Source organism: Sphingomonas sp. 22176, assembly GCF_052045505.1.
GTDB lineage: Bacteria > Pseudomonadota > Alphaproteobacteria > Sphingomonadales > Sphingomonadaceae > Sphingomonas.
Genome location: NZ_JBQEPL010000002.1, coordinates 141,727 through 166,418, shown reverse-complemented (window position 1 = coordinate 166,418; position 24,692 = coordinate 141,727). Strand labels below are relative to the sequence as shown.

Here is a 24,692-nt window from a genome sequence, read left to right as displayed (position 1 = left end):
CCGCCAGCATGATCTGGCTCCGGTGGATGTCGATCCCCTAGGCGTGCTGCAAGTCTCGATGACCGAGACGGCGAGGCTCGATGAGAAGGCACTCGCAGTAGGCAAGCGCTCGCCTTCAAGCAGAAACTCTGAACGGCACGACATGCGAGTCGATCGTCAAGCCGGAGGCCAATTCGCTACTCCGATCAGGGTATCGAAGGCTTTTCGCTCTACATGGCCGAAGATGGCGACGCGCTCCGGCGCGCAGCACCGCCATTGGGGTGCTCGCGCCGTTCGTGAGCACCAACCTTAGCCTTCCCTCGCGATCTATCGCAGTGAACTGCGATCACGTGGGTCACTCCCCTGCTCCACCGTTGCAAATGCCGCCAGCCGCAGAGTGATCAGAGCTTATACCTCGGCGACGATCCGCGCTATCAACGCGTGGCAGGTCGGCACGTCGTGAATCAACCCCTGAACCTGCCCTGTCCAGACCAGCCCGCCATCGAGATCGCCCGTTTCCAGCGCCGTCCGCCCCCCGCGCGCCGGAGACCAGCGGGCGGATGTCGTCGAACACCGTATCCGGTTTTTCGGAACGCGCGACCACTGCGTCCGAAACGCTGTTCTTCGCCACGCGCCCGGTATTGCCGAAGCGGCGAAAGATCAGGTTGGTCGCGCGCTCGTCATTGCCGACCAGGAAGCGCTTCACCGCGTCGTGGATCGGCGCTTCCACGGTTGCACAGAAGCGCGTGCCCATGTTGATGCCCTCGGCTCCCAGCGCCAGCGCCGCGACAAGCCCGCGTCCATCGGCAAAGCCGCCGCTCGCCAGTATCGGCACGCGCAGCTGGTCGGCCGCGGCGGGGATCAGCACCAGGCCGGGCACGTCGTCTTCGCCCGGATGGCCGGCGCATTCGAAGCCGTCGATCGAGATAACGTCCACGCCCATACGCTCGGCCGACAGCGCATGGCGGACCGCCGTGCATTTGTGGACCGACTTGCCGCGCTTTTTGACATTTCTTGCGCTGCCGACGGCAGGCGCCGGATGATCTGATACGCCACGCTTCAAAGAGCGCGGCCCATGCATCGCGTCCATGTCCAGGAGAGTGAAATGCAGTTCGACGGCACCTTTTCGATGACCATCGGCGGCCGCGCGGTCGTTGGCGAGCGTTGCCTCGACGTGGTCAATCTCGCTACCGAAACGGTATTCGCCCACGCCCCAGACGCCACGCACACGTAGCTGGACGCCGCCGTCGCGGCGGCGCGTGCCGTCTTTCCGGGCCGGACCGTCACGCCGATCGACACGCGCCGCGCGCTGCTGGTGCGACTGGCAGACGCGCTGGTGGCGGAATTCGACGGTTTCGCCCGGTTGCTCACCGCCGAGCAGGGCAAGCCGTACACCGATGCCCGCACCGAAATCCTCGCCTCGGCCTATTGGCTGAAGGGCGCCGCCACGCTCGACCTACCGGTGACAATCAACGAGGACAGCGCCGAACGCTATAGTGATACGCGCCGCGTGCCGATCGGCGTGGTCGGCGCCATCGCGCCGTGGTATTTCCCGATGGTGCTGGCGATGTTCAAGCTCGGCCCGGCGCTGCTGGCGGGCAATACGGTGCCGGGCTATTTCGTGCCGGTGACGATCCTCAACAACCCGCCCGAGGCGAGCCGGATCGTCCAGGAGGAGCAGTTCGGCCCGGTGCCGCCGCTGCTGAAGTTCCGCGGCATCGACGAGGTGATCGCCCGCCCAATGCAAGCGGCTATGGGCTGGGTGCCTCGGTCTGGGGAAGCGAGGATGCCGCGTTCGCGGTGGCCCAGCGGATTGTCAGCGGCACGGTGTGGGTCAACGAGACGCAGCATCTCAGCCCCCTCGCAGCCTTTGGCGGCATGACGCAATCGGGCCTGGGGCTGGAAGGCGGCGCAGATGGGCTGCACGAATACTCCAATGCACAGACGATCGTCCGATATCGGGGAGCAGCGTGAGTCACCTCTCTCTTGCCAGGCATGTCCTCATTGATGAGGCACGAGTAGGGTAAGGCTTTCTGCCAACTCGCTCTTGCGGAACGGCTTGATCAATCGCGGCAGGTCTGGGTCTACGCCTTCGCTTTCAGCATATCCCGACACCAGCAACACGGGCGTGCTGGGCCTGACAGCGCGGATTGCCCGCGCCAGTTCCGTGCCGGTGAGGCCCGGCATCAGGTGATCGGTGACCAGGATGTCGAAGTTGGTGCCCGTTCGGACATGGTCGAGGGCAGTTTCGGCGGAGGAAGCTTCGATCACGGTATAGCCAAGCTCGCTGAGCATGTCGGCAGTGCTGATCCGCACCAAGTCCTCGTCGTCCACCAGCAGCGCCGTGCCCCGCTTCATGCGCTGCGGCGCGCTCTCGATCGGCTTCCGGGGAGCTTCCGGACTGGCCGAGCTCTCGGGCAGCCACAGTTCGACATTGGTCCCTTCGCCGGGGGCGCTTTCGATCTTCAGCGCGCCGCCCAGCTGCGATGCCAGCCCGTGCACCATCGAAAGCCCCAGCCCCGTGCCCTTGCCGATGCCCTTGGTCGAGAAGAACGGTTCTACCGCGCGCGCGATCGTGGCCTCGCTCATGCCGGCGCCGGTATCTGCGACCGACAGACAGATATAGGTTCCGGCGGGAAGCTTGGTGGCATGGCCCGCGCCTATCTGCTCCGCCCTGGTGGAGATGCGGAGCGTACCGCCGCCGTCCGCCATCGCATCGCGGGCATTCACCGCCAGGTTCAGCAGCGCCATTTCCAGCTGGTTGGGATCCGCCTTGGCCGGCGGCAGCCCGGCCGGTGCCTCGATCAGCACCTTGATCTGCGGCCCCGTCGTGCTGGTGATCAGCGCGCCCATGCCGGACACCAGCTTGGCGACATCCACGCCCACGGGCTGGAGCGGCTGCCGGCGCGCAAAGGCAAGCAGGCGCTGGACCAATGTCTTCGCGCGCTCCGCGGACTGCATGGCGCCGGCGATCAGACGCTGCTCGCGTTGGCTGCCCAGCTGCTTGCGCTGCAGCATGTCGAGCGCGCCGACGATGGGCGTCAGCAGATTGTTGAAATCATGCGCGACGCCGCCGGTCAGCTGGCCCATCGCTTCCATCTTCTGCGACTGCCGAAGCGCCTCCTGCGCGGCGGCGAGCTGCGCCTCCTGCTGAAGCCGCGGGGTGACGTCCGTTACGAACTGCAGGATGCCGATCTGCTTACCCGCCTCGTCCCGCAAAGGCCGAAAATTCACTTCGTAATAGGCGCGGGCGAGGTCGGAATGGCCATATTTCTCGACGAAGGTGACCGGCTCTCCGCGCATCCCCTGGCTCCACCCGGCCCGCACCTGCGCCTGATGCTCGGGTTGCGCAGCGAGCAGCCCCAGCATGTTGTCACCCGTCCTTGGGCGGATGCCGTAGATGCGCTCGAACTCGTCGGCGTTGGCGGCATTGAGCGCGATGATATTATAGTCGAGGTCGACCGCCATGATCATGACGTCGGTCATCTCGACGAGGTTCGCGAGCATGTTGCGCTCGGCGATGGCCGCCGCCACGCGCTGCTCCAGCGTATCGTTCAATTCCCGAAGCTGGTCCTCCGCCCGCGCACGTTCGATCGCCGCCTTGACGCGCTCGCCCACCTCGCGGAACAACCCCTCTTCCGATGGGCTCCAGGCCCGCGGCGTCGCGCTCTGCAGCGCCAGCACGCTCACCCAATGCCGGTCTTCGAACAGCACGACATCGAGATAGGCGCCGACCTGCCGGGCGAGCAGGCCCGCGCGCGCATCCGCATTGAACCGCGGATCGGTACGGACATCGTCGACCTTCACCACCGGCTGTTCATGATAGGCGCGCAACAGGTCCGGCCCGAACGCCTCCAGATCATGCTGCCCCACGATCGAGTCGACGCCCCGCGTGTAGTCCCGCTCGACCTTCATCAGGCTGCCGAAGAATTCGGCATAGAAGACGCGGCTCAGGCCGAAGCGCTCGCCCAGTCGCTCCACGGCCGTCGAGGCGATCTCCGCGGGCGTGCGGAGCGTCCGCAACGCGTCCGACAGCGACAGCAGAAATGCCTGCCGCGCCTCGCTCTCCCGCAAATTCGCCTGTGCGGACAGGCGCTCGATCGCATCGGCCGCCTGCCGGGCGAGCACGTCGAAGATCTTCAGGTCCCGCGTCGAGGGCGTGTGCGGGTGCTTCCAGTGGGTGGAGATCATGCCGATGGGCGTTCCCGAGCGCGACAGCAGCGGCGTCGTCTGCACCGCGCGCATGCCCGTCCAGCGATAGGCCTGCAGGTCGCCGCTGTCGGGCGCGAGGCCGCTGGCCTCCACGTCATGGACGACCACCCGCTCTCCGGAGGTGAGTGCCATTCCGCAGGTGCTGTGGGAACTCGCTTCGACGGTTCGCCAATAGTCTGCCGAACGCGGATCATAGCCATAATGCGCCAGCAGCTGCAGATGCCCGGCCACGTCCAGCATCTGGATACTGGCGCATTCCGATCCCATCAGGGCGGCGGCGGCCGCCACGATCGCGTCGTAGAGCGCCTGGGGCGCCTCGTCGCCGACCAGCCGGGTGCTGATTTCCTGCAGCCGCTCCAATGCCTCGACCTCGGCGGCGAGGGCGGCCTCGGCCTCGTGCTCCGCCGTGCGGTCACGGAACATGTTCAGATAGCTGCCGCCATCGGCGTCGAGGCGCATCATCAGTCCCGAAGCCCAGAACCGGCTGCCGTCCTTGCGCATGTGCCAGCGCTCGTTCAGCGCCCGCCCTTCGCGCATGGCGCGCGCCAGCTCGTCCTCCGCCCGCCCTGCGCCCTGATCTTCGGGTGTGAACAGGATCTGCCCGGGCCGGCAGCCGATCGCATCCTGCTCGGTAAAGCCGGTGAGACGCTCCGCACCCGCGTTTCAGGTGGTAATGATGCCCCGGCCGTCGAGCCGCACGATCGCATAATCCTCCGCGCCTTCGACGATCTGCCGATACCGCGCCTCGCTTTCCCGCAGCGCCTGTTCGGCACGGCACTGGTCTTCCGCGGCACCGCGATCGCCGGTGACGTCGGCAAGCGGATGGAATATCCCTACCACGGTTCCGTCGCCGGTGCGGATCGGCTGGAAGCTGCCGGTGAAGAAACGATGCTCGATCTGCCCGGACGGGGCATTCAGCGGAACCGCATGCTCATCGACCTTTACCGTTTCACCGGCAAATACGCGGTCGAAAACGGGCGCGAGGAAGCTCGTATACGCCTCGGTCCAGCTCCGGGCTGCCGGCTGGCCGAGTGCCCCCGGATGCCGGTGCGCGGCGATGGGGATATAGGCGTCGTTATAAAGCTGGGTGCGCTCGGGGCCCCAGAGGATGGCGACCGGGCCAACGGCGGTCAGCATGATACTCACCGCGGTCTTTAGCGTCTCCGGCCAGGACTCGATGGCGCCGAGCGGCGTTGAAGACCAATCGCGCGAACGAATAAGTTCCCCTACCTCGCCTCCGCCGGCGAGGAATCCAGATGTCGAAGCCGGGGCCAGCATTGAGGCCAAGAGCCGTCCTTTTCCGGAATTGTCGAATGAACAAGGGTGGATGACAGCCCTAGCAAGCGAGCCTCAAACCGTCATGCACAAACATTGCGGCCTGCTGTGGAATGGACTGCGGCAGGGACAATCTCGTTATCATCGTCGAGGCTCTGCCGTGGACCCCCAATTCCGCCGGTGAAGCGTCTTTACCTGCGTCGGACGCACAGATCGCTGCGGGACACACGCGCCGATCCTGCGTTCGGATCGCTGCGGGCTCTCGCGGCGCGCTCGTAAGCACCCCAGGCAACACGTCCCAACCGACGCGCTGGCCACGGCCGATCAGAATCAGTCGTCCTCGGCCATGATTCGCACGGCAGCATCTGCTGGAAGCCGGGCTGCGCAATTGCTCACCCGCTGCATGCGCACCCGCTCCTCCAAACATGCGTACATGCGAATGCTATTGACTCGCAGTACCTTTAAAAGATAGGTGCGCACGTGTAACAAAAGAGGGGATCGCGTGCTACAGTATCGGCTTTTGCTCACGTCGGCCTTGGCCTCGACGTGCTGGCTTCCCGCGGTTCATGCGCAGGAGACGACGACTGCAGGAGCCGAAGAGATCATCGTCACCGGCGAGAAGAGCGACCGCACGCTCCAGCAGACGACCAGCTCGGTCGGCGTGACCACGGCGAAGCGCATCGCGCAGGAAAATATACAATCAATTCAAGATGTTTATCAGCGGACCGCCAATCTCTCCGAGACCTATGGCGCATCCGGCTTCTCGATCCGCGGGATCGACCAGCGCGGTGTCTCGGGTGGATCGGGCGCCGCCACTGCGACGGTATTCGTCGACGGCGCACCGGTGCCGCAGGACCTCCTGTCGAACGGCCCCACCGACCTGTGGGACGTGGCGCAGGTCGAGATCTTCCGCGGGCCGCAATCGACGCTGCAGGGCTTGAATGCACTGGCAGGCGCGGTGCACATCCGCACCGAGGAACCGAGTTTCGACTGGCGCCTCAAGGGGCAGTCGACGGTCGCGTCGTTCAACACCACCCAGTTCGCCGTCGCCGGCGGCGGGCCGCTGATCGCCGATCAACTGGCCTTCCGCATCTCCGCCGAGAAGCGCGATTCCGACGGCTTCATCTACAATGTCACCCGCCGTGCGCCGGAAAATCCGGTCAATTCGCTGTCGCTTCGGGGCAAGCTGCTCTGGACGCCCTCCGCGCTGCCCGGCCTCGAGGCGCGGCTGAACTACCACCATTTCCACACCAAGGGCGGCTACCGCTTCACCTATGTCGACCGAAACCGCCCTGATTACCTGGACAACCCGACCAACAGCTCCAACTTCCCCAACGACAGCGACGTCGATTCCGATCAGGGAACGCTCGATCTGCGCTATCGGCTGGGTGCGGGCCTCTCGCTAACGGCGCTCAGCACCTACACCGACACCGCCTACGTGCGCCATTACGATGGCGACGCGAGCGCCGCAGACCGCGCCTCCAGCGAACTGACCGGCACGTCGAAGACCTTCACCCAGGAGCTTCGCCTCAATTACGAGGGCGAACGGCTGAGCGGTCTGATCGGGCTGTTCTATTACAATCGCGACGAAACGGCCAATTCGCAGCAGACCACGCTGGTGCCGACGCCAGCCGCGACCATCGCCAATCTGCTCAATCGATCGCTCGGCGCGACGCTGGCGACGCAGGTGGCATCGACCTATACGCAGGCGCTGCCCTACATCACCGTCGCCTATACGTCGGACCTGCCGCAGCAGGTGCAGACCTATGCGCTGTTCGCCGATGGGCTGTACCGAGTTACCGATCGACTGTCGCTGCTCGGCGGTTTTCGCGTCGATCGCGAGCGCAACGGCAAGTCGGGGATCACCCGCGCCACCTTTGCCGGCACGCTGCCGACACCTGCCAGCTATGGATCGCTTGCACCGGTGATCACCGCCATCAACCGGGCCGTGCTGGGGCTGGTGAGCGATGCCAACGGCACCGCGCCCTTCGGCGCGCGCACCTTCAACGCCTTCCTGCCCAAGGGCGGCATCGAGATGGCATGGACGTCCGACCTCTCGACGGCGTTCGTCGCGCAGCGCGGCTATCGTTCCGGCGGCAGCAGCTTCAACACCGCGCGCTCCACGCTGTTCGCCTATGATCCCGAACATACCTGGAATTACGAGCTTTCGCTCCGCTCTGCCTGGTTCGGCGGCAAGCTGACCGCCAACGCGAACGTCTATTATATCGACTGGAAGAACCAGCAGACGACGGCCAATTTCGGCAACGGCAATTACGATACCAACACGGTCAATGCCGGCAAGTCGCACCTCTATGGCTTCGAGGTCGAGCTGAGCCACCGGGTTTCGCGCGCCTTCGACTGGTATGCGAGCGCCGGCCATACCCGCACCAAGTTCGACTCCTTCGTCACCAGCATCGGGTCGATCACCGATCTTTCCGGCAACCAATTCACCTATGCACCGCGCTGGACGCTGGCGGGCGGCGCCAATCTGCGCCTGGCGGGCGGGTTCGAGGCCAATCTCAATGCCAATTACCGCAGCGGCGTGTTCACCGACGTGTCGCGGCCGCAAAGCGCCTATCGGGTGGCTCCGCGAACGCTGGTGAACGGCCGGATCGGCTACCGGGTCGAGCGCTGGAGCGCCTCGCTGTTCGTCAACAACCTGTTCGACGAGAAGTACGACCAGTATGTCAACCCGCTGACCAACCAGGCGATCGTCGCCCCCCCCCGTACCATGGGCGCGATGCTGGGCTTCGCCTTGTGAGCGACGCCGACCTGCTTCTGTCGGGCAGCGCCGTGATCCTGGTGGCTGCTGCTGCAACATTGCTGCTCCGGAGAGCATGGCAATCTCGAACCGGCAAGGTGCCTTGGCGCGCCGCCGGGTTCGGGCTGGGGGGGCTGCTCATCCTCGCCTCCGCAGGTCTGCTGGGCACGGCGCGCGGGCCGTTCGCGACGCTGGCGCTGTCTTCGGCCGCGGCGCTCGCGGTCGTCGCTGCGGGAAGGACGCGGCGAAGCGCACGGGTGGCGCGTCCCGGACGTGACGATGGTCCCGCGCCGGAGCCGGCAGAACGCGCGTTAGCGCCATGGCGCGGACTGCTGCGCTGGCTGCTGGCCGGACCGATCGGCATGGTCGCGGCAATGGCGGTAGGCGTCTGCTATACCGTTTGGGGGGCAGGCGCAGTACAGACGCGGCTGGTCGTGGGCGGTCTGCTGGTGCCCCTCGTCTGGGGCGGGGCTATGGCGTGGACGCTGGCCGACGACAAACTGCTCCGCGCCGCCGCCGTGCTGATTGGCACGGCGCTGGTCGGCTTCGGCCTTGCGCGGCTGGGAGGCGTGGCATGAGCCGGCCGCGGGGCAATGGGGTAGGATTGGCGCCGGGCGTGGTGCGCGCGATATTGAAAGGGCACAGCAGCCTTGGGCTCGCCTTCGCTGCGGCGCTCTACCTAATATGCCTGACCGGCGCCCTCGCGGTTTTCGTGGCAGAATTCACCCGCTGGGAGAATGCTTCGGCGCCGCGCGTCGCGACGCTAGCGCCCGACGCGCTGCCGCAGGCCTATAGCGAGGCGCTGGCGCGCGCCGGCGGGCAGGTGGACCGCATCCTGATGGTGCTGCCCGACGACGACAACCCGCTGCTACGCGTGCGCACCGAGGCGCACACTGCGGGCCAGCGCGAATGGCTGGCGGACGCCCGGGGGCATCTCGTCGCGCCGCTGCGCGAGGGGTGGTCGGAACTGCTCGTGCGGCTTCACGTCAATCTGCATCTGCCGCACGCCTGGGGCGGGTTCCTCGTCGGACTGGCGGGGGTGGCGCTGCTGTCCTCGCTGATCTCCGGCATCCTCGCGCATCCGAGAATCTTCCGCGATGCCTTCCACTTGCGCCTCGGCGGATCACGCCGATTGCAGGAAGCGGACATGCACAACCGCATCGGGGTGTGGGGACTGCCCTTCCACCTGATCGTGTCGCTGACCGGGGCCCTGCTGGGGCTGTCGACGGTGGTCATCGCTACGCTGGGCATGGTCGCCTTCCAGGGGAATACCGCCAAGGTCTATGCGCTGTTCCGCACCCCGCGGCTGGCGGTGGATGCGCGGCCAATGCCGGCGCTCGACCTGCGCCCGATGCTGGCGGACGCGGCCCGGCGCGTGCCGGCGGGACGGATCGACTATCTGCGGATCGAACATCCTAGCCGGCGCGACGGCAGCGTCGAACTGCAGGTGGAGGACGGATCGCACCATATCGCGGGCACCGATGCCTATGGCTATGACCGCGACGCGCGGCTCTATCACGCCAAGCGGGCGGCGGAGAACAATATAGGCGGGCAAATTCTCGGAACGCTCGGACCGCTGCATTTCGGCTGGTTTGCCGGGCCGTTGGTGAAGGTAGCATACGGATTGCTGGGGCTGGGACTGGCCTATCTGGCGTCGGGCGGCGTGCTCCTGTGGATCGCTCGTCGGCGTGATCGCGGGCGGCCGGTGCCTGGGTGGGAGCGCATCTGGATCGCCTTCGCTTGGGGACAACCCTTGGCGCTTTCAGCCGCTGCCCTCGGCGCAGTGGCGGCGCCGGCCGAGGGAGGCGCGCCCTTGCTCACCTGGGCGGTGGCAACGCTTGCGATGTTGGCGGGAGCGCCATTGCTGTCTTCGCGACAACTTGCGCGGATCGGGCGAGGCGGCACGGGCGGGCTGCTGGTACTGGTCGCGCTAGCACATGGCGGATGGGGCGCGGCCGACTGGATGGTGCCCACCGTCAATTTCGTGCTGATCGTGGTTGGCATGGCCCTTCTGGTGAGCCTAGCGCGGTTGCCGAGCGTCCGCCGCGCGGGAGTTTGACACCTTGGTGCGGTACTCCGTCGGACACCCGCGCCGCAGCGGAACCACTCCGCCCAGCGGGAAGATCTCCGGCTGCCGGATATTCATGCCGTCCGGCCTGATAGGGTCCGGCAACAGCGGGCGGCGACGCCAGGCGCCCCGTCGAAGCGACGACTGCCGGTAACCCGCAGCTCGTTACACACCAGTTTTCTCCTCGCCGGCTCCGGCGTGACGAGCGGGGCGCCACTGCTGCTCCAGCCAGGCGACGAGGCGATGCCGAGGCGCAGCCCAGCCGGGCGACAGTATCCGCGTTGCGCCGCAGCGCTGCGGCCCACCCCGCGCTTCCCCATGTCAGCCTATCGGGTACGCTCTGCGGCATGCCCGCGCCAGAGGCGGCATAGGGCGAGGTCGGATGCGCTGCGTCGCCGACCAGCATTACGCGGCCGTTCGACCATTGCGGGAGCGGCGGCCGGTAGCGGATCTCCCAGCGCTGCAGATGGGCGAGCGGGGTCGCGGCGATCCGTTCCTGCACCTTGCCCGGGCAGCGCTTTGACCGCTTACAGCAGAAGTAGACGAGGTCGGCGGGTGGCGGCACATCGGGGTCGCACGCTTTAAGTACCCCACCATTCACAACACGATTTGCCCTCTTGGCGGATCGGGTGAAGCAGCAAGGGACAACCGGCGCGAACCCATCGCGTCCGACCTCCGATATCCGTATAGAAACCGCATCTAGCGCATGTTCGGGTACCTCAAGCACCGGCGCCGCGGTGCCTATGCCCCCTCGAACGCCAACATTTTCGGGCGGACGTTCGATTTTCCGCCTACCAAGCGTTTCCGAACAAGAGACTGCAATGGGAGATGCGAGCATGAAGGCATGGAGGGCGGCGCTGGCCTGCGGGATGGCGGCTTGTGCGATTCCTGCCGCCGCGATGGCGCAGACGCGTGGGCCGATCGTGGCAACGACCGCGGGTGAGGTACAGGGCGCGGTGGAAGACGCCGTTGCCAGCTGGAAGGGCGTTCCGTTTGCCGCCCCGCCAGTGGGGCCCCTGCGCTGGCGGGCACCCCAGCCGGCGGCGCGCTGGCAGGACGTGCGTCCCGCCACCCAGTACAGCCATGACTGCATGCAGAAGCCCTTCCCCAGCGACGCCGCGCCGCTCGGCACCACGCCGGCCGAGGACTGCCTGTATCTCAACGTCTGGAAGCCCGCTGCCGCGTCGGCCACCGCCAAGCTGCCGGTGATGGTGTGGATCTACGGGGGCGGCTTCGTGAACGGGGGGGCCTCGCCGCCCACCTATGCCGGTGCCAACATGGCCAAGCAGGGCGTGCTGTTCGTCAGCTTCAACTACCGAGTCGGGCGCTTCGGCAGCTTTGCCCTGCCCCAGCTCACCAAAGAGAATCCGGACGGCGGACTGCTCGGCAACTACAATTTCATGGACCAGATCGCGGCGCTCAAATGGGTGCGGCAGAACATCGCGGCGTTCGGTGGAGATCCGTCCAACGTGACGATCATCGGCGAGAGCGCAGGCGGCATGTCGGTCCATACGCTGGTCACCTCGCCCTTGTCGCGCGGGCTGTTCAGCAAGGCGATCGTGATGTCCGGCGGCAATGCGCAGACCGCGAAGAACCCGACGCTGAAGGATGCCGAGGCGATCGGCGAGAACCTCGCCCGCGCCCACAATATCGACCCTGCCGCCCCCGATGCGCTCGCCAAGCTGCGCGCGCTCAGTGCCGACGAGGTGACCGACGGGCTCAGCATGATAGAGTTGTTCCAGCCCAAGCCGGGCCCGCGCACCTATGGCGGACCGATGCTGGACGGCAAGCTGCTGGTCGATCAGGAAAAAGCCTATCGCAACGGTGACTTCGCAAAGGTGCCGATGCTGATCGGCGCGACCAGTGCGGATATGGGCGGCAAGTCCGGTTTCATGATCGCCGGCGCACGCGAGGCGAGCGCGATGATCGCGGCCCAGAAGGTACCGGTCTGGGAATATCGCTTCTCCTATGTTGCGGATTCGATCGGCAAGCCGGGTGCCGGCCACGCCACCGACATTCCGTTCTTCTTCGACAATGCCCGCATCAAATATGGCGCGGCGACCACCACGAAGGACGAACAGGTCGGCAAGACGATCAGCGCCTATCTCGTCAATTTCGCCAAAAAGGGCGATCCCAATGGTGCGGGCCTGGCGGCCTGGCCGCGCGTCACCGCATCCGGCGACGAGATCCTCGATTTTGCGGCCGACGGGAAGCCGGTCGCAGGCCGTGACCCCTGGGGCGCGGAGATCGACGCCATGGCGACCGTGCCGGCCAAGCCGCGCTGAGGCCCCGCCCCCAGCGCGGCGCGAGACGCCCGGCATGTCCAGAAATGATCGTCATCGCAAAGTAACACCAAGTAAACACAAGTGAATTTGCAACCATCCTGGACTTGGCCGGTTAATCGGTCATGTCCAGGAGGGAAAAAATGAAGATGATATTCTTGGGCGGCGCCGTGGCGTCGCTGGCGCTGACCGCCGCCGCCGCGGCAGAGGCGCCCCGGCCGACGCTACCGCAGACCGAGCCGATGCCACCGGCGCAGATGACGATGCCGCGGGACGCGATGGGCTATGCGCGCATGGCGGGCGCCGGCGACCTGTACGAGATCGAATCCTCGCGGCTGGCGCAGCAAAAGGCCGCCACCGGCGCGGTGCGCCAATTCGGCCAGATGATGATCGAGCACCACACCCAGACGACGCAGGCGCTGATCAGCGCGGCCCGCGCCGCGGGCATGACCCCGCCGCCGCCCGCGCTCGCCCCGCGCCAGCAGAAGATGATCGACGAACTCCGTGGCCTCTCCGGCGCGCAGTTCGACGCCGTCTATCTCCGCCAGCAGCAGGCCGCGCACCAGGAAGCGCTCGCACTCCATGCCGGCTATGCCGAGAATGGTGACAACGCCGCGCTTCGCAAGGTTGCAGCCGCGGCGGTGCCGATCGTGCAGCGACATATCGATCTGCTCGCCCAACTACCCAAGGGCTGAGCGCCCCCCCTGCGTGGCGGGTCGACGTGCGTGGACTGTAAGGTTAGGAACAGGCGGCAGCCCTAAGGATGCCGATCATGCAGTCCCCGTCCGTCTCCTCGCCCGCCCTCCGCATCCTCGTCGTCGAGGATGATGCCCAGCTTCGTGCGCTTCTCGTCCGGCAACTGGGCACGCTCGGCTATACGGTCGAGGCTGTGGCCGACGGCCGGTCGGCGATCACTACATTGGGCCAGGCGCAGTTCGACGCGGTCCTGCTCGATCGCCTGCTGCCCGCGATCGAGGGCGTCGAGGTGCTCCGCCGCATCCGTGCCGAGGGGGTCGAGACGCCGGTGATCCTGCTCACCGCGCTGGGGCTCACTCAGGAACGAGTGGAAGGGCTGGAGGCCGGCGCCGACGACTATATCGTCAAGCCGTTCGAGATCGACGAGCTCAACGCCCGCATCCGCGCGGTACTCCGCCGCCGCAGCGCTCCCGCTGCCGACAATGCGACGCTCACCGCGGGCGACGTGACGGTCAGCGTGCTGCGCCACCGCGTCACCCGCGCCGGCAAGCCGATCGAGCTGCAGAAGACCGAGCTCAAGCTGCTCGCCGAGCTGGTTCGCGAGGCGGGGAGCGTGCTCTCGCGCAAGATGCTGATCGAGCGCGTCTGGGGCTATGATTTCGTGCCGACCACCAACATCGTCGACGTGCATATCCTCAAGCTGCGCCAGCGGCTGGAGATGCCCGGCCTGCCCGATCCGATCGCGACGGTGCGCGGGGTCGGCTATATGTTCCGCGCCTGATCGGTGCCGCGCCGGCGCCTCCGCTCGCTCGGCCGGATCGCGATCGCCTTCGCGCTGGCGCTGTCGGCGACGATCGGCCTCGCCGGCCTGGGCGTCTATGTCGCGCTGCTCGAAGCGATCGACCACCAGGTAGACCTGCGGTTGCAGGGTGAGGCACGCGAGCTGCTGGAGGGCCGCGCCGGCGTGCCCGAGATCGTCCGCCGCATCGCCCGCGAAAGCAGCGAGCGCGAGAGCGCCGATATCGGCTTCCTGCTGCGTGATTCGGCGGGGCGGCGGATCGCCGGCAACATCGCGCCTGCGCATCCGCTGCCGATCGGCGTTTCGACGGTCACCGATGATGCGGCGATCCCCGGCCTCAGCCGCGGGCGCGCCTGGGTGGCACGGCTTCCGGGCGGCGAAACCCTGTCGCTGGTGGCAGAGAGCGAGCCGATCGACCAGCACGACCACCGCCGCCTGCGCATTCTCGCGATCGGCTTTGGCGCGGTGGTGGCGCTGCTCCTGATCGGCACCTTCGCGCTGATCCGCGCGATCCGCATCAACATCGCTGCGATCAGCGGCACGGCGGAGGCGATCATCGACGGCGATCTGCGCGCGCGGGTGCCGGTGGAGCGCCCCGGCAGCGTGTTCGGCGGGCTGGCGGTGACCTTCAACCGCATGCTCGATCGCATCGGCGAGCTGATGACCGGCATGCGCAGCATCTCCAACGACATCGCCCACGACCTGCGCACGCCGCTGGCGCGGCTCCACGGCCGGCTGGCGGCACTGGCCGACGCGCCCGAGGCCGCCCCGGTCCGCGAAGAACTCGCAGAGGCTGTGGCCGAGAGCGAGGAGATTCTCGCGATCTTCGCGGCAATCCTGCGCATCACCGAAATCGAGGGCGGCGAGCGTCGGGCGGGCTTCGCCCGGCTGGATCTGGCGGCGCTCGCGGCCGACGTGGGCGAAGGCCTTGCGCTGCTGGTGACCGAGAATGGCCGATATTTCATGGCTCCGTCACCGACGGAATCAGTGCCGGTGGAAGGCGATCCGCGTCTTCTTACCCAGCTGATCGTCAACCTGATCGAGAATGCCGTTACGCACACGCCCCCGGGCACGACGATCCGGCTGGACGTGCGCCGCGAAGGCAACAAGGCGCTGCTCTGCATTGCGGACAACGGGACGGGCATCCCTCCGGCGGAACGCGAGCGCGCCTTGCGCCGCTTCGGCCGACTGGACGCCAGCCGCCACACACGCGGGCACGGCCTCGGGCTGCCGCTTGCGCTGGCGATCGCGCGACTCCACCACGGAACGCTGGCGCTGGAAGATGCCGAGCCGGGCCTGCGCGTCGCGCTGCGGATGACGCTCGCGGGCTGATTTTCAGGGTTTCGGGAAGAAGAAAAGGCGGCTGGTGGAGCTGAGGGGAATCGAACCCCTGACCTCTGCAGTGCGATTGCAGCGCTCTCCCATCTGAGCTACAGCCCCGCCGCCTTGGTCCCGGGCTGGGCCCGGGAGGCGCTCCCCTTAGCGAGACCAATCGGGCGATGCAACCGGCTTGTCGCATCTTGCCCCCGGATTCGTATCGCTGACGACGAAGTGCCTGTGACGCAGGTTAAAATTCGGGGAACCCATCCGCCCCTCTGCTCGCTTGAACGGAGCGTGACGGCAAGCATGCCGCAGCCGCCGAAATCTCAGCAGGAGAGATACGATGGACGACCGCAACAATCGCTACGGCCCCTATGGCCCCACCGGCTACAACGACAGTGGCACCCCCGGCGACTATGGGCGCGATTACGGCTCCGGCCGCGATTACACCTATAGCAGCGCGCGCGACTATGCCGCCGCCGGCGAACTCGGCCGCGGGCGCGACCGCAACCAGCGCGACGACTGGAACCGCGGACGCTCGGAAGGACGCAATCAGGATCGCTCGACCTATGGCGCGCAGGGCTATGGCCAACGCAGCCAGGAGCGCAGCGGCTGGGACGGCGGCGACAACGACTGGAGCGACACCGGCTCGCGCAGCTACAGCAACTATGGCGGCTATTCGGCCCAGGATCGCGACCGCGAGTACGGCCAGCGCAACTATGGCAACAGCGACTGGGGCAGCCGCGATTCGTTCGCGCGCAGCTATGGCCAGCAGGACCAGGATCGGTCGCGCTATGGCCGCCAGGACCAGGGCCGCAGCGCCTATGGCTATGACCGCGACCGCGGCGGTAACGACATGCGCGGCTATGACCGCGACCGCGGCTTTCTCGACCGCGCCGGGGACGAGGTCCGCTCGTGGTTCGGCGACGAGGAAGCGGAACGCCGCCGCCGCCAGGACCAGCGCTATGACGAGCAGCAGGCGCGAAGCGAAGGCCATTCGGACAACCACTATGGCGAATGGCGCCGCAGCCGGATCCAGGAATTCGACCGCGACTACGACGAATATCGTCGCGAGAACGCGCAGCGTTTCCACAACGAGTTCGACAGCTTCCGCACCGAGCGTACCGGCCAGCGCGACTCGCTTCGCCGTGTGACCGAGCATATGGAAGTGCTGGGTTCGGACGGCAGCCATGTCGGCACGGTCGACAAGGTGCGCGGCGACCGCATCATCCTGACCAAGAACGACACCGATGCCGAAGGTCGCCACCACTCGATCCCGTCGCGCTGGATCCAGACCGTCGACGACAAGGTAACGCTGCGCAAGACCGCCGAGGAAGCCAAGGACCATTGGCGCGACGAGGAAAAGTCGGGCGCAATGTTCGGCGAGGACAAGTCCAAGTCCACCGCCACGACCACCAATCAGACCACCACGGGCGACCGATCGCAGGATTGGAGCACGACGGGTAATCTGAATTCGAGCTTCAAGGGCACCTACTAAGCTCCGTTGAGACGAAGAAAGGGGCCGTCCGGCAGTGCCGGGCGGCCCCTTTTCTTTGCAGCGTTTCCTCTCCCGCCAAGGGAAGGTGGCGCCGAAGGCGACGGAGGGGGAGGATGCCAGAACGGAAGCCGGCGTGCTTCCTCCCCCCTGTCAGGCTGCGCCTGCCACCTCCCTCTGGAGGGGGAGGAGACGGTGGGGCAGCACCGAGCTGACCTGCTATGATTACAAGTTGACGCGGTCCGCGTGCATCACCTTGGCCCAGGCCTTGCCGAACGCCTCGACGAACGCCGCCTCGGCATCGTCGGTGGCATAGGCTTCGGCCAGTGCGCGGAGCTGCGAGTTGGAGCCGAAGATCAGATCGACGCGGGAGCCGGTCCAGGTCGCCTCGCCGGTCTTGCGATCCTTCGCCACGAAGCTGCCATCGCCCTGCGCTTCCCACTTCGCCGCGAAGCTGGTGGTCAGCAGGTTGCGGAAGAAGTCGTTGGTCAGCGTCTCCGGGCGATCGGTGAATACGCCGTGCTTGGAGTCGCCATGGTTGGCGCCGAGCACGCGCAGGCCGCCGACCAGCACGGTCATCTCCGGCGCCGTCAGTGTCAGCAGCGCGGCGCGGTCGACCAGCAGTTCCTCTTCCGACCAGCCCATCGTGTCGCCCGCATAGTTGCGGAAGCCGTCGACCTTGGGCTCGAGCGGTTCGAAGCTGTGCGCGTCGGTCTGTTCCTGGGTCGCATCGGTACGGCCCGGCACGAAGGGCAGCAACAGCGCATGCCCTGCCTTCTCGGCCGCCGCTTCCACCGCTGCCGTGCCGCCGAGCACGATCAGATCGGCGAGCGACACCTTCTTGCCGCCGCTCTGGAACTTCGCCTGGATGCCCTCCAGCACGCCCAGCGCCTTGGCAAGCTCGGCCGGCTCGTTCACCGCCCAGTCCTTCTGCGGGGCAAGGCGGATGCGCGCGCCATTGGCGCCGCCGCGCTTGTCCGATCCGCGATAAGTGCTGGCCGATGCCCAAGCGGTCTTCACCAGCCGCGCGATCGACAGGCCCGAAGCGAGGATCTCGGCCTTGAGCGCCGCGATGTCGGCCGCATCGATCAGCGGATGATCGACCGCCGGCACCGGATCCTGCCAGAGGCGCGGCTCGGCGGGGACTTCCGGCCCGAGCAGCTTGGGGTGCGGGCCGCTGTCGCGGTGGGTCAGCTTGTACCAGGCCTCAGCAAAGGCATGGGCGAACTGATCCGGATTCTCGTAGAAGCGGCGCGAGATCGGGCCATAGGCGGGGTCGAAACGCAGCGCGAGATCGGTGGTCAGCATCGTCGGGCGGTGCCTCTTCGACGGATCATGCGCGTCGGGGATCACCTCGCCCGCATCCTTCGCCACCCACTGGTGCGCGCCAGCCGGGCTCTTGGTGAGCTCGTATTCATACTCGAACAGGTTCTTGAAGAAGCCCATGCCCCACTGGGTCGGCGTCTCGGTCCAGGTGACTTCCAGGCCGCTGGTGATCGTGTCGCCGGCATTGCCCTTGCCATAGCTGTTCGACCAGCCGAGCGCCTGCATCTCGATGCCGGCACCTTCCGGCTCCGGGCCGATATACTGGCTGGGGTCCGCCGCGCCGTGCGTCTTGCCGAAGGTATGGCCGCCGGCGATCAGCGCGACGGTTTCCTCGTCGTTCATCGCCATGCGCGCGAAGGTATCGCGGATGTCGTGCGCGGCGAGCAGCGGATCGGGATTGCCGTCCGGGCCTTCCGGATTGACGTAGATGAGGCCCATCTGCACCGCCGCCAGCGGGTTCGACAGGTCGCGCTCGCCCGAATAACGGCCGCCCGGCTTCTCGCTGGTCTGCAGCCATTCGCGCTCGGGGCCCCAGTTGATGTCACGCTCCGGCTCCCACACATCGGCGCGGCCACCGCCGAAGCCGGCGGTCTTGAAGCCCATCGATTCGAGCGCGCAATTGCCGGTGAGAATCAGCAGGTCCGCCCAGGAGAGTGCCCGGCCGTACTTCTGCTTGATCGGCCAGAGCAGCATGCGCGCCTTGTCGAGGTTGGCATTGTCCGGCCAGGAGTTGAGCGGCGCGAAACGCTGCGTGCCCGACCCCGCCCCGCCGCGGCCGTCGCCGATGCGATAGGTGCCGGCACTGTGCCAGGCCATGCGGATGAACAGCGGGCCGTAATGGCCGAAGTCCGCCGGCCACCAATCCTGCGAGTCGGTCATCAGCGCGAAGATGTCCGCCTTCACGGCAGCGAGATCGAGCTTCTGGAATTCGGCGGCATAATCGAAGTCCGCACCCATCGGATCGCCGGCGGGCGGGTTCTGGTGGAGCACGGTCAGGTCAAGCTGGTTAGGCCACCAAGTCCGGTTCGTCATCTCGAACAGGACGGCGTTCCCCTCCATCTTGCCGCCATGCATCGGGCACTGGGATTCGGCATTCATTCGGGCATCTCCTTCGAAATCGGGCTATGATCTGCGCAGAGCCTCGCACGGCCAGAGCGATCGATAAAATGGATTAGTCCGCGCACACTGATCGATCCCACCGCTCATGTCAGCATATCCGAACGGATAGGCCTCTGCCATGTCGCGCACACGAAACGATGTTGCGCGATGGCGGTTACCGACTTGGCTGGTTTGCATGCCCGAACTGGTTACACTCGCAACCAACCGTAGAATACAGAACCGGAGAGCCTGCACATGACCGACGCCACCGAAGCCGATCTGACCGGCGGCACCCCCCGTCCCCGCCCCGAAGGCGAGATCGAAAAGATCGGCGATCGCAAGCTCAAGCCGGCGACGATGATGATGGGGCACGGCTATGATCCGATGCTTTCCGAAGGCGCGCTGAAGCCGCCCATCTTCCTCACCTCCACTTTCGTTTTCCCTAACGCGGCGGCGGGCAAGCGCCACTTCGAGGGCGTGACCGGCAAGCGCCCGGGCGGGGCCGAGGGCCTGGTCTATTCGCGCTTCAACGGGCCGAACCAGGAGATCCTGGAAGACCGTCTCGCGATCTGGGAAGAGGCCGAGGACGCCCTCGCCTTCTCCTCGGGCATGTCGGCGATCGCCACGCTGTTCCTGTCGATGGTCAAGCCCGGCGACACGATCGTCCATTCGGGCCCGCTCTATGCCGCGACCGAGACGCTGATTTCGCGCATCCTCGGCCGGTTCGGCGTCAACTGGCTCGACTTTCCGGCGGGCGCCACCCGCGAGGAAATCGACGCGGTGCTGACCAAGGCGGCGACCGGCAATGTCGCGCTGATCTATCTGGAAAGCCCGGCCAACCCGACCAACGCGCTGGTCGACGTGGAAGCCGTCGCCGCCAGCCGCGACGCGATCTTCACGGGGGACACCAAGCCCCCGATCGCGATCGACAATACCTTCCTGGGCCCGCTCTGGGCGCAGCCGCTCCGCCAGGGCGCGGACATCGTCGTCTATTCGCTGACCAAATATGCCGGCGGCCATTCGGACCTCGTCGCAGGCGGGGTGCTGGGCACCAAGGCGCACATCAACACCATCCGGCTGATGCGCAACACGATCGGCACGATCTGCGATCCCAACACCGCCTGGATGCTGCTCCGCTCGCTGGAGACGCTCGAGCTGCGGATGAGCCGCGCGGGCGAGAATGCCGCCAAGGTGTGCGAATTCCTGGCGAGCCACCCCAAGGTGGAGAAGGTCGGCTATCTCGGATTCCTCGAGCGCGGTGAGGACAAGCGCCAGGCCGATATCTATCGCCGCCACTGCACCGGCGCCGGCTCGACCTTCTCGCTCTATCTCAAGGGCGGCGAGAAGGAGGCGTTCGCCTTCCTCGACGCGCTCAAGATCGCCAAGCTGGCGGTGAGCCTGGGCGGGACCGAGACGCTGGCGAGCCACCCCGCGGGGATGACGCATTTGTCGGTCGCCGAGGACCGCAAGCAGGCGCTGGGGATCACCGACAATCTGGTCCGCATCTCGATCGGCGTCGAGGATGCCGACGACCTGATCGCCGATTTTGAGAATGCGCTGAAGGCGGTGTGACTTCTCGCTCCCCTCCCGCTCGCGGGAGGGGTCGGGGGAGGGACCGACGTGGAAGAAGCGCGGTTAGGTACCAGCCCCTCCCCTACCCCCTCCCGCTCGCGGGAGGGGAGCGCTTCTACTTCAGCGTCCGCGCCGCTTGCTCGACCAGATCCGCCATCTGCTGCTGATCCTTCAGCGACGGGTGGAAGTTGCAGGCGGTGAATTCCAGCTGCGGCACCGCCACCGGCGTCGTGCCCGTCGCCGCGGCGACCGCGCGTACGTCCGCGATAAAGGCGGGCGCCCCCATCAACAGGAAGCGCGCACTTGGGTTCGCCGCCTGCAGTTGGCGCACGAACGCGACATATTTCGACTGATAGTCGGCGTGCAGCGCCGCCGCGTCCTTCCACGCCTCACCGGCATGAACCGGCGTCGAGAAGTCGTTGGTGCCCAGATTGATCACGATCAGCTGCGGCTTCCAGCCATCCTGCACCGCGGCCGCCGGCTCGCCGGGGATGGCGCGCGGGTAGAGCACCGGCAGCGTCTCGCCCGGATTGCCGCCCGCATAGTTGCGCACCACCCCGCGGCCCGAAAAGGCGATCACGCGGTAGTCGGCGTCCCATTTCTTGGCGAGCAGCGGGCCGAAGGCCAGCTGGGTGTTGGTCGTGTCGTGGACCTTCTCCGGGGTGCAATTGCGCGTGGTCGCGGTGTCGCCATAGCCGACGCTGTGCGAGTCGCCGATGAACTCCACCTGGCGCGCATGTACCGGCGGTGCAAGCGGTGTGCCGTTGGTGGTGACGCCGATCATCCGGCTATAGCCGCGCTGCGTTTCGGTCAGCTTTTCGACCCGGATGACGTGCTCGCCGTCTGCCAGTCCGTCGAAGCGGCGCTGCACCTTGCCCGGCTTCTCCAGAACCGCGCGCTCGACCCCGTCGATCAGCACGGCGAGATGATCGGTATCGGCCTCTACCGAGACCGTCACCGCCGTCCCCTTGAACCGCCCCTCGAAATAGACGCCAGGCCAGCCCAAGCGGCCATCGGCGGTCACCCGGCCGCCGGCATGCAGCGGCACGGGCGTTTCGACAGGCGCGAGCATCAGCGCGGCGACAAGGGCTAGGCGAAGCATGGTGCCTGCCTAGCAACCCGCTCGCGCCGCGTCAGCCCCAGAGCCGCTCGCGATAGGCCTCGAAGCAGCGTGCGCCGCAGCGCAGCCGGATCAGCGCGCCTTCAGCCATTGCGGTTGCACGGCGCGGATCCTCTTCCACGGCAGGGCGGATCGCCTCGCGGTTCCAATCCTCGCTGTGCTTGATGTCGAGCACCGCGTGCAGCGTGAAGTAGCGCGCTTCCTTGGGGCTCAGGCCGACGCGCTTCAGCCCCTCGGCAGTCGCGGCCGAGCGGCCCGGCGCGGTCAGCTCGATCACGCCCAGCGCGCCCACCGAATGCCAGGCATAGCGACGGCTGCTCGCCATTGCGGTCATCGCATTGGCGAGGCACAGGCTTTCCCACACGGTGTTCTCGATCACCGGCGTCACCGCCAGCGTCTCGACCAACGCGTCGAGCATCGGGCCGTGCATGCCCTTCTCGGTGCCATGGCCCATCTCGTCCCAGTAATTGCGGGCGAGTTCGAGCTTGGGACGGGTCGGCAGCTTGACCTGCGTCATCGCGACCAGATCGTCGAACCCCGCTTCGCCGGCGGCTTCCTGCTCGAAGAACCATCGAAGCTGGTCTCGGTCCGCTGCGTCGGCGAGCCAGGGGAAGAGCGGATCGCCCTGCCCCGGACCGGTCGCCTTCAGCCCTTCGAACCAGTCGATGAAGCCATCGGCATCGGTGGGGGCTTCGGCGGCTTCGTCGATCACCTCGGCACGCAGTTCCTCCAGGAACGCGCCCTGCAGCCGCTCCATGCGCACGTCGCGCTCGAACAGGCGCTGCCAGTCGTCGGACGGGAAGCCGGGTTCCAGCCGCTCGCGATTCCAGTGTGCGAGGCCGCGCTGGAAGCTGTCGGTCAGAAACTGCGAACGGGGGCGTGGCGCGAAATCGCGCGCTAGCGTTGCCATGGGGAAACTCTCTCCTGCTTGGCCGCCTAAACCCCCCGGCGGAGGGGGGAGTTCCAGTCGATTCAACCAGATCAATCACTTGGCCGTCGCCGATCTGTCATGTTCGGCCCGATGCCGGGCGAGCGGACGCCCCTTCGCGGTGACGGATGCGCAGGGTGCATCCACCCATCCCAAGTAGGTAATTGCAACAATTGCATCCCACTCGTTACGGCTGCATCGCCGCCAACGATGCAGCCCCGAGAGGATCCATGAGCAGAATCGCGCACCCCGGACTAGCCGCCAAGGTCACCACCGCCGAACACGCCGCCTCGTTCATCGCCGACGGCATGACGGTGGGGATGAGCGGCTTCACCGGCTCCGGCTATCCCAAGGCGGTGCCGATCGCGCTCGCCGCACAGATCGAGGCGGAGCACGCCGCCGGCAAGCCGATGCGGCTGAAGGTGTGGACCGGCGCCTCGACCGGCCCCGAGCTGGACGGTGCACTCGCCCGCGTCGACGGCATTTCCGCCCGGCTGCCCTATAATTCGGACCCGATCGCCCGCGAGAAGATCAACGCGGGCGAGATGGACTATGTCGACCTCCACCTCAGCCAGGTCGCGCCGCTCGCCTGGGAAGGGTTTCTCGGGCAGCTCGACGTCGCGGTGATCGAAATCGCCGGCATCCGCGAGGACGGCTCGCTGATCCCTTCCTCTTCGGTCGGCAACAACAAGACCTGGCTGGATGTCGCCAAGCGCGTGATCCTGGAGGTCAACAGCTGGCAGAACCCGGCGCTGGAGGGGATGCACGACATCTATTACGGCACCGCGCTGCCGCCCAACCGCGTGCCGATCCCGCTCACCGCGCCCGACCAGCGCATCGGCCAGCCGACGCTGCGCTGCGATCCGCACAAGGTGATCGCCGTGGTGGAGACCAACGCCCCCGATCGCAACCTGCCCTTCGCCGCGCCCGATGCCAGCGCAATCGCCATCGCCCAGCATCTGATCGAGTTCTTCCGCCACGAAGTCGGCAAGGGCCGCCTGCCGCCGTCGCTGCTGCCGCTGCAATCGGGCGTGGGCAACATCGCCAATGCAGTGCTCGCCGGGCTGCTGACCGCGCCGTTCGAGAACCTCACCGCCTATACCGAGGTACTACAGGACGGGATGCTCGACCTGCTCGCCGCCGGCAAGCTGCGCATGGCGAGCTGCACCGCCTTCTCGCTGAGCCCCAGCGCCGCCGAACGGCTGAACAAGGATCTCGACCAGTTCCGCGATCGCATCTTGCTGCGCTCGCAGGAGATCAGCAACCATCCGGAGGTGGTGCGTCGCCTCGGCTGCCTGGCGATGAACGGGATGATCGAGGCCGATCTGTACGGCAACGTCAATTCCACCCACATCATGGGATCGCGCATCCAGAACGGCATCGGCGGATCGGGCGACTTCGCGCGCAACGCCTATATCTCGATCTTCATGTCGCCCTCCACTGCCAAGGGCGGCGCGATCTCCTCGATCGTGCCGCACGTCAGCCATGTCGACCACATCGCGCAGGACGTGCAGATCGTGGTGACCGAGCAGGGCCTGGCCGATCTTCGCGGCCTCGCCCCCCGCAAGCGCGCCGAGCAGGTGATCGAACGCTGCGCCCACCCGAGCTACAAGCCGATACTGCGCGACTATTACGAGCGTGCGATGGCCGGAAGCTACGGCAAGCAGACGCCGATGCTGCCCGGCGAAGCCTTGGCCTGGCACCAGCGCTTCATCGATACGGGAAGCATGCGCGCCTAGCCCATACCGCCCCCAAGCCCGG

General features: G+C 66.8%; 17 protein-coding genes, 1 tRNA gene and 3 pseudogenes. 12 read left to right on the top strand and 9 right to left on the bottom strand.

The features are described 5' to 3' along the window. Positions 1 to 387: 387 nt before the first annotated feature. Positions 388 to 967: pseudogene (locus tag ACTJKY_RS08645) on the bottom strand (NAD(P)H-dependent flavin oxidoreductase); the annotation flags it as partial. 246 nt (positions 968 to 1,213) lie between these two features. On the opposite strand from ACTJKY_RS08645, the gene ACTJKY_RS08640 reads away from it, so the two are divergent. Beyond that, positions 1,214 to 1,861, top strand: a complete 648-nt coding sequence (locus ACTJKY_RS08640) for an aldehyde dehydrogenase family protein (protein WP_440846308.1) — start codon at positions 1,214 to 1,216, stop codon at positions 1,859 to 1,861. Beyond that, positions 1,780 to 1,953: an aldehyde dehydrogenase family protein gene (locus ACTJKY_RS08635; RefSeq protein WP_440845470.1), complete on the top strand. Its 174-nt coding sequence runs from the start codon at positions 1,780 to 1,782 to the stop codon at positions 1,951 to 1,953. Before ACTJKY_RS08640 ends, ACTJKY_RS08635 begins: the two co-directional genes overlap by 82 nt. Positions 1,954 to 1,980: 27 nt before the next feature. On the opposite strand, the pseudogene ACTJKY_RS08630 reads toward ACTJKY_RS08635, so the two are convergent. Both ACTJKY_RS08630 and ACTJKY_RS08625 read right to left on the bottom strand, forming a co-directional pair. Next, positions 1,981 to 4,842: pseudogene (locus ACTJKY_RS08630) on the bottom strand (GAF domain-containing protein); the annotation flags it as partial. A 12-nt stretch (positions 4,843 to 4,854) separates the two neighbouring features. After that, the gene (locus ACTJKY_RS08625; protein ID WP_440845469.1) at positions 4,855 to 5,469 is read right to left on the bottom strand and encodes a hypothetical protein; all 615 of its coding nucleotides are present in this window, start codon (positions 5,467 to 5,469) and stop codon (positions 4,855 to 4,857) included. A 532-nt stretch (positions 5,470 to 6,001) separates the two neighbouring features. On the opposite strand from ACTJKY_RS08625, the gene ACTJKY_RS08620 reads away from it, so the two are divergent. The 3 genes from ACTJKY_RS08620 to ACTJKY_RS08610 are packed head-to-tail and all read left to right on the top strand — an operon-like array spanning position 6,002 to position 10,286. Beyond that, positions 6,002 to 8,227 (top strand): TonB-dependent receptor, encoded by a 2,226-nt coding sequence (locus ACTJKY_RS08620; protein ID WP_440845468.1) that lies wholly within the window; start codon positions 6,002 to 6,004, stop codon positions 8,225 to 8,227. Further along, positions 8,224 to 8,805, top strand: coding sequence for a hypothetical protein (locus tag ACTJKY_RS08615; protein ID WP_440845467.1), 582 nt, complete (start codon positions 8,224 to 8,226; stop codon positions 8,803 to 8,805). Before ACTJKY_RS08620 ends, ACTJKY_RS08615 begins: the two co-directional genes overlap by 4 nt. Continuing rightward, a complete protein-coding gene (locus ACTJKY_RS08610) occupies positions 8,802 to 10,286 on the top strand; it encodes a PepSY-associated TM helix domain-containing protein (protein ID WP_440845465.1) in 1,485 nt (494 codons plus the stop codon). The genes ACTJKY_RS08615 and ACTJKY_RS08610 overlap by 4 nt, the downstream gene beginning before the upstream one ends. Positions 10,287 to 10,369: 83 nt before the next feature. Here ACTJKY_RS08610 and ACTJKY_RS08605 read toward each other — a convergent pair whose 3' ends face one another. After that, positions 10,370 to 10,615: a glycosyl hydrolase gene (locus ACTJKY_RS08605; protein ID WP_440845464.1), complete on the bottom strand. Its 246-nt coding sequence runs from the start codon at positions 10,613 to 10,615 to the stop codon at positions 10,370 to 10,372. Between the two features lie 92 nt (positions 10,616 to 10,707). Beyond that, positions 10,708 to 11,133 (bottom strand): annotated as a pseudogene (locus ACTJKY_RS08600) (hypothetical protein); the annotation flags it as partial. Between ACTJKY_RS08600 and ACTJKY_RS08595 the strand changes: the two are divergent. The 4 genes from ACTJKY_RS08595 to ACTJKY_RS08580 all read left to right on the top strand — a co-directional run bounded on the left by ACTJKY_RS08595 (position 11,132) and on the right by ACTJKY_RS08580 (position 15,404). Further along, positions 11,132 to 12,580 (top strand): carboxylesterase/lipase family protein, encoded by a 1,449-nt coding sequence (locus ACTJKY_RS08595; RefSeq protein WP_440845463.1) that lies wholly within the window; start codon positions 11,132 to 11,134, stop codon positions 12,578 to 12,580. The pseudogene ACTJKY_RS08600 and the gene ACTJKY_RS08595 overlap by 2 nt on opposite strands. Positions 12,581 to 12,720: 140 nt before the next feature. Further along, entirely contained in the window at positions 12,721 to 13,272 is a 552-nt protein-coding gene (locus ACTJKY_RS08590; protein WP_440845462.1) for a DUF4142 domain-containing protein, read from the top strand. A 77-nt stretch (positions 13,273 to 13,349) separates the two neighbouring features. Then, complete coding sequence (locus tag ACTJKY_RS08585; protein WP_440845461.1) at positions 13,350 to 14,054, top strand: response regulator transcription factor; 705 nt, start codon at positions 13,350 to 13,352, stop codon at positions 14,052 to 14,054. A 3-nt stretch (positions 14,055 to 14,057) separates the two neighbouring features. Next, a complete protein-coding gene (locus ACTJKY_RS08580) occupies positions 14,058 to 15,404 on the top strand; it encodes an ATP-binding protein (RefSeq protein ID WP_440845460.1) in 1,347 nt (448 codons plus the stop codon). A gap of 32 nt (positions 15,405 to 15,436) precedes the next feature. On the opposite strand, the gene ACTJKY_RS08575 is transcribed toward ACTJKY_RS08580, so the two are convergent. Continuing rightward, positions 15,437 to 15,512, bottom strand: a tRNA-Ala gene (locus ACTJKY_RS08575). 223 nt (positions 15,513 to 15,735) lie between these two features. Here ACTJKY_RS08575 and ACTJKY_RS08570 point away from each other — a divergent pair. Next, complete coding sequence (locus tag ACTJKY_RS08570; RefSeq protein ID WP_440845459.1) at positions 15,736 to 16,890, top strand: DUF2171 domain-containing protein; 1,155 nt, start codon at positions 15,736 to 15,738, stop codon at positions 16,888 to 16,890. A gap of 222 nt (positions 16,891 to 17,112) precedes the next feature. On the opposite strand, the gene katG is transcribed toward ACTJKY_RS08570, so the two are convergent. Further along, positions 17,113 to 19,311 carry a catalase/peroxidase HPI gene (gene katG, locus ACTJKY_RS08565; protein ID WP_440845457.1) on the bottom strand — a complete coding sequence of 733 codons (2,199 nt, stop codon included), beginning with the start codon at positions 19,309 to 19,311 and terminating at the stop codon, positions 17,113 to 17,115. Positions 19,312 to 19,566: 255 nt separating this feature from the next. On the opposite strand from katG, the gene ACTJKY_RS08560 reads away from it, so the two are divergent. Then, on the top strand, positions 19,567 to 20,883 hold the full coding sequence (locus tag ACTJKY_RS08560; RefSeq protein WP_440845456.1) for a cystathionine gamma-synthase family protein: 1,317 nt from the start codon (positions 19,567 to 19,569) through the stop codon (positions 20,881 to 20,883). A 115-nt stretch (positions 20,884 to 20,998) separates the two neighbouring features. Here the strand turns inward: ACTJKY_RS08560 and ACTJKY_RS08555 are convergent, their stop codons facing one another. Both ACTJKY_RS08555 and ACTJKY_RS08550 read right to left on the bottom strand, forming a co-directional pair. Further along, on the bottom strand, positions 20,999 to 21,985 hold the full coding sequence (locus ACTJKY_RS08555) for a GDSL-type esterase/lipase family protein (protein ID WP_440845455.1): 987 nt from the start codon (positions 21,983 to 21,985) through the stop codon (positions 20,999 to 21,001). A gap of 31 nt (positions 21,986 to 22,016) precedes the next feature. After that, positions 22,017 to 22,913, bottom strand: a complete 897-nt coding sequence (locus ACTJKY_RS08550; protein ID WP_440845454.1) for an iron-containing redox enzyme family protein — start codon at positions 22,911 to 22,913, stop codon at positions 22,017 to 22,019. A gap of 248 nt (positions 22,914 to 23,161) precedes the next feature. Between ACTJKY_RS08550 and ACTJKY_RS08545 the strand changes: the two genes are divergently transcribed. After that, a complete protein-coding gene (locus tag ACTJKY_RS08545; protein WP_440845453.1) occupies positions 23,162 to 24,670 on the top strand; it encodes an acetyl-CoA hydrolase/transferase family protein in 1,509 nt (502 codons plus the stop codon). Positions 24,671 to 24,692: the final 22 nt, after the last annotated feature.

Excerpts from the sequence above, each read along its gene's own strand:
- ACTJKY_RS08625 (WP_440845469.1), bottom strand. The coding sequence starts at position 5,469 with ATGCTGGCCCCGGCTTCGACATCTGGATTCCTCGCCGGCGGAGGCGAG.
- ACTJKY_RS08610 (WP_440845465.1), top strand. The coding sequence starts at position 8,802 with ATGAGCCGGCCGCGGGGCAATGGGGTAGGATTGGCGCCGGGCGTGGTG.
- ACTJKY_RS08605 (WP_440845464.1), bottom strand. The coding sequence starts at position 10,615 with ATGGGGAAGCGCGGGGTGGGCCGCAGCGCTGCGGCGCAACGCGGATAC.
- ACTJKY_RS08595 (WP_440845463.1), top strand. The coding sequence starts at position 11,132 with ATGAAGGCATGGAGGGCGGCGCTGGCCTGCGGGATGGCGGCTTGTGCG.
- ACTJKY_RS08590 (WP_440845462.1), top strand. The coding sequence starts at position 12,721 with ATGAAGATGATATTCTTGGGCGGCGCCGTGGCGTCGCTGGCGCTGACC.
- ACTJKY_RS08585 (WP_440845461.1), top strand. The coding sequence starts at position 13,350 with ATGCAGTCCCCGTCCGTCTCCTCGCCCGCCCTCCGCATCCTCGTCGTC.
- ACTJKY_RS08570 (WP_440845459.1), top strand. The coding sequence starts at position 15,736 with ATGGACGACCGCAACAATCGCTACGGCCCCTATGGCCCCACCGGCTAC.
- katG (WP_440845457.1), bottom strand. The coding sequence starts at position 19,311 with ATGAATGCCGAATCCCAGTGCCCGATGCATGGCGGCAAGATGGAGGGG.
- ACTJKY_RS08560 (WP_440845456.1), top strand. The coding sequence starts at position 19,567 with ATGACCGACGCCACCGAAGCCGATCTGACCGGCGGCACCCCCCGTCCC.
- ACTJKY_RS08555 (WP_440845455.1), bottom strand. The coding sequence starts at position 21,985 with ATGCTTCGCCTAGCCCTTGTCGCCGCGCTGATGCTCGCGCCTGTCGAA.
- ACTJKY_RS08550 (WP_440845454.1), bottom strand. The coding sequence starts at position 22,913 with ATGGCAACGCTAGCGCGCGATTTCGCGCCACGCCCCCGTTCGCAGTTT.
- ACTJKY_RS08545 (WP_440845453.1), top strand. The coding sequence starts at position 23,162 with ATGAGCAGAATCGCGCACCCCGGACTAGCCGCCAAGGTCACCACCGCC.